General features: G+C 61.8%; 2 protein-coding genes and 2 pseudogenes. 1 reads left to right on the plus strand and 3 read right to left on the minus strand.

What is annotated here, in order from left to right; all coding sequences use genetic code 11:
- From UB48_RS26710 to UB48_RS26720, 3 genes and pseudogenes are all read right to left on the minus strand, one after another.
- Positions 1-1,441, minus strand: a pseudogene (locus UB48_RS26710) (methyl-accepting chemotaxis protein); the annotation flags it as partial.
- A gap of 156 nt (positions 1,442-1,597) precedes the next feature.
- Positions 1,598-1,900, minus strand: coding sequence for a cell division protein ZapA (locus UB48_RS26715; RefSeq protein ID WP_038998322.1), 303 nt, complete (start codon positions 1,898-1,900; stop codon positions 1,598-1,600).
- Positions 1,897-2,127: a hypothetical protein gene (locus tag UB48_RS26720; RefSeq protein ID WP_045202365.1), complete on the minus strand. Its 231-nt coding sequence runs from the start codon at positions 2,125-2,127 to the stop codon at positions 1,897-1,899. Before UB48_RS26720 ends, UB48_RS26715 begins: the two co-directional genes overlap by 4 nt.
- A 274-nt stretch (positions 2,128-2,401) precedes the next feature.
- Here UB48_RS26720 and UB48_RS27595 point away from each other — a divergent pair.
- Positions 2,402-3,086, plus strand: a pseudogene (locus UB48_RS27595) (MCP four helix bundle domain-containing protein); the annotation flags it as partial.

Raw genomic sequence — 3,086 nt, forward strand, 5'->3', positions numbered from 1 at the left:
GAGATGCTGCGGATCACCGCCAGCACTTCGTCGATCGACGCCACCTCCGTAGCCAGCTCCTCCACTGCACTGGCCGCCTGGCCAATCTCCTCGGACATGCCCTCGATATGGGCAATCGAGCGGCGCACTACGTCGCGGGCCTGTAGCGCTTCGCTGCGCGCGGTTTGCGAGGCGTGCGCGGCATTGCCGGCATTCTGGGCAATGTCCTGCACGGTCAGGCCCATCTCATGGACGGCGGTGGCGACCATCTCGGTCATTTCCTGCTGGCGGCCGGAACGTTCGGCGGTGTTGTCCACCACTAGCGTGACTTGCGCCACCGAGGCCCGCAAGCGCTCGCTGGTGCTCAGCACCTCGCCGATCAGGTCACGCTGGCTGTCGAGAAAGCGGTTGAAGCCACGGGCCAGGTCGCCGAGTTCGTCTGCACGGTTTTCGTCCAGGCGCTGGGTCAGGTCACCACCGCCATTGCCGATGGCCATCAAGGCTCCGGTCACGCGACGGATCGGCCGGACGATACCGCGCGCCAGCAGCACCACCAGCAACAGCGACACCAACGCCACTGCGCCGCCAATCAGGCTGGTCAGCCAGACGGTCTCGCGTACCTGGGCGTAGATCTGCGCTTCTGGCACTTCGGCGACCAGCGTCCAGTTGAGGTCACGCAGCGGCAGGCTGAGGGCCAAGTAGCCCTCGCCATCGCGCTCGAAGCGGCTGCTGTGCAGGCCCTGCTCACGGCTCAAGACAACTTTGGCAGCCTCGCCACCAATCTGTTCGGCCAACTGCCGCTTGCCGCTGAACTGCGCCTGCGGATGCACCTGGATCAAACCGTCGCCGCGCACCAGCATGACTCGCCCGTGCTCGCCAAAACTGNNCGGACAGTTCGGTCATGCGCAGGCCAAGCCCGGCGATGCCCACCAGTTGCCCGGCTTTTTCCACCCGATAATCGATGAACAGCGCCAGTTCGCCGGTGCTGCCATCGGTGTCGATGTTCAGCAGCCGCGGGTTGCCGCTGTCGATGAAGCCGAAGAACCATTTGTCCGNNGTTGCTGCGGCTCAGGGTGCGGTCCAGGCCTTTCTCGTTGTAGTAGTGGTTGCTCGCGGTCGCGGCAAACAGCGCGGTAAAGGCCTGGTTGTGCTTGCGCAGGGCTTCGAGGTACTCGATGAATTGCGGCGCCTGGGCACTGTCTTCACCCGCCGCCAGCCAGTCGCGCAGCAGGGTGTTGTTGGCGATGTCGGCCGCCGCCGTCAGCGGCCGGCCAAGCATGCGCTCGATGTCGTTACGAATCGCCTCAATGCTCGCCGGCAAGGCAGTGTCGACCAGGTAACGCTCGGTCAGCCGATTGACCGCCACGCTGTAGATGCCGACCACCACCAGAATGCTCAGCAACAGCGCTGCGCCCATGCTTGCGATCAATTGCCACTGGATACTGCGCCGCCAGAACTGCATGTATTTCCCCTGGGTAAATAAGCCCTGTAGTGCAAGAGACAGGCCAATTGTATACAACAGGAAATACAATAATGACAGTGATCCACAGCAATGCCGGCCCACCCTCCCGAAGGCGGTGAGCTGGCAAAAAGGTTTAGCTTGGGGCTTTGGAGGCGATCAGCTGTTGCTGATGGTCCGCGCAATCACATCGACCGTGGCGTTGACTTGCTCTTGGTAACGGTCGAGGGCCTGCTGGTGCTGCTGTTGCAGTTCGATCTGCTGCGAGCACAGGTTGAGGGCTGCCAGTACCAGCAGCTTGTCACCGATCAGGGTCGGGTATTTACGCTTGGTATCGGCCAATGAGGCATTGAGCATCTGCACCGCTTGCGCCAGCGCCTGCTCCTGGCCTTCGGGGGCCTTGATCGAATAATCGCTGCCGAGGATCGACACGACATTGATCGGCTGCGCTGAGGTTTTCATGCGTTCACGGCACCAACGCTGGCACGCTCAACCAGGGCCTGGATGCGTGCGGCGGTAGCGCCCTGCTTTTCTTCCTGCTCCAGCAGGCTCAGTTGCAGGCTGTCGTTTTCATCTTTGGCCTGGGCCAGTTCGGCACTGATTTGCGCGTTGCGCTCGGTCAGTTCCTGATTCTTCTGCACCAGGTCGCTGACCAGTTGCTCCAGTTGACTAAGGGAAGTTTCCAACATGATTGCCTTCTCGGGGTGTTTCAGGGGGCGCACACGATAAAGAAAAGTCCGCGTGCTAGCCAGGGATATCGGGTTTAGACGCTTCGGCCTGGTGCAGATTGACCCGCCGATCCGGGTCCGGTTCCCCGTTTTGCCTACCACCGGTCAGGAAAAAAGATAGCTGCCTCACAATTTCATCTTCGCCCGCTCAAGTCTTTACCCCGCCGACCGATAGGCATGGCAGTCCTGACTCCTGCGCACGGTTCGCGTGCCCTTTTCCCTCCTGGATACCACCATGTCCCTACGCAACATGAATATCGCCCCGCGCGCGCTTCTGGGCTTTGCTCTGATCGGTGCGCTGATGCTGGCCCTGGGTCTGTTCGCCCTGAACCAGATGAGCAAGATTCGCCAGGCCGGCGAAACCATCGAGACCTCGACGGTGCCAAGCCTGACCAACCTCGACCAACTGACCCAGCTGACCCCGCCTGCTGCTCAACCGCGAAGCCGACACCCTGCAGGCCACCCTCAAGCTGATCGACCAGCGCAACCAGCAGATCGACGACGCGCGCCGCAACTACGAGCCGTTGATCTTCGGCAACCAGGAACGCTCGGCCTACAACCAGTACGTACAGTTGCTGGGCCAGTACCGCCAACTGGAAAACCGCATGCGCCTGGCCTCGCAGAACAATGACCTGGACACCCTGCGCAACCTGATCAACCGCGACATGCTCGACAGCTCCGAGCAGATCAACAGCGTCATGGATCAACTGGTCAGCATCAACACCGAACAAACCAGCGAGATCAACCGCACCGCCGCCGAACAATATTCCAATGCCGTGACTCTGGTGATCGGCCTGCTGCTGGCCGCCACCGCCCTGACCCTGATCTGCGCCCTGCTGCTGACCCGCAGCATCGTCAAGCCGATCGACGAAGCCCTGCAGGCCGCCGAGCGTATTGCCGAAGGCGACCTGACCCGCAGC

Source organism: Pseudomonas sp. 2(2015), from assembly GCF_000955865.1.
Lineage (GTDB): Bacteria > Pseudomonadota > Gammaproteobacteria > Pseudomonadales > Pseudomonadaceae > Aquipseudomonas.

Coding starts and splice junctions, on each gene's coding strand:
- UB48_RS26715 (WP_038998322.1), bottom strand. CDS start 1,900: ATGAAAACCTCAGCGCAGCCGATCAATGTCGTGTCGATCCTCGGCAGC.
- UB48_RS26720 (WP_045202365.1), bottom strand. CDS start 2,127: ATGTTGGAAACTTCCCTTAGTCAACTGGAGCAACTGGTCAGCGACCTG.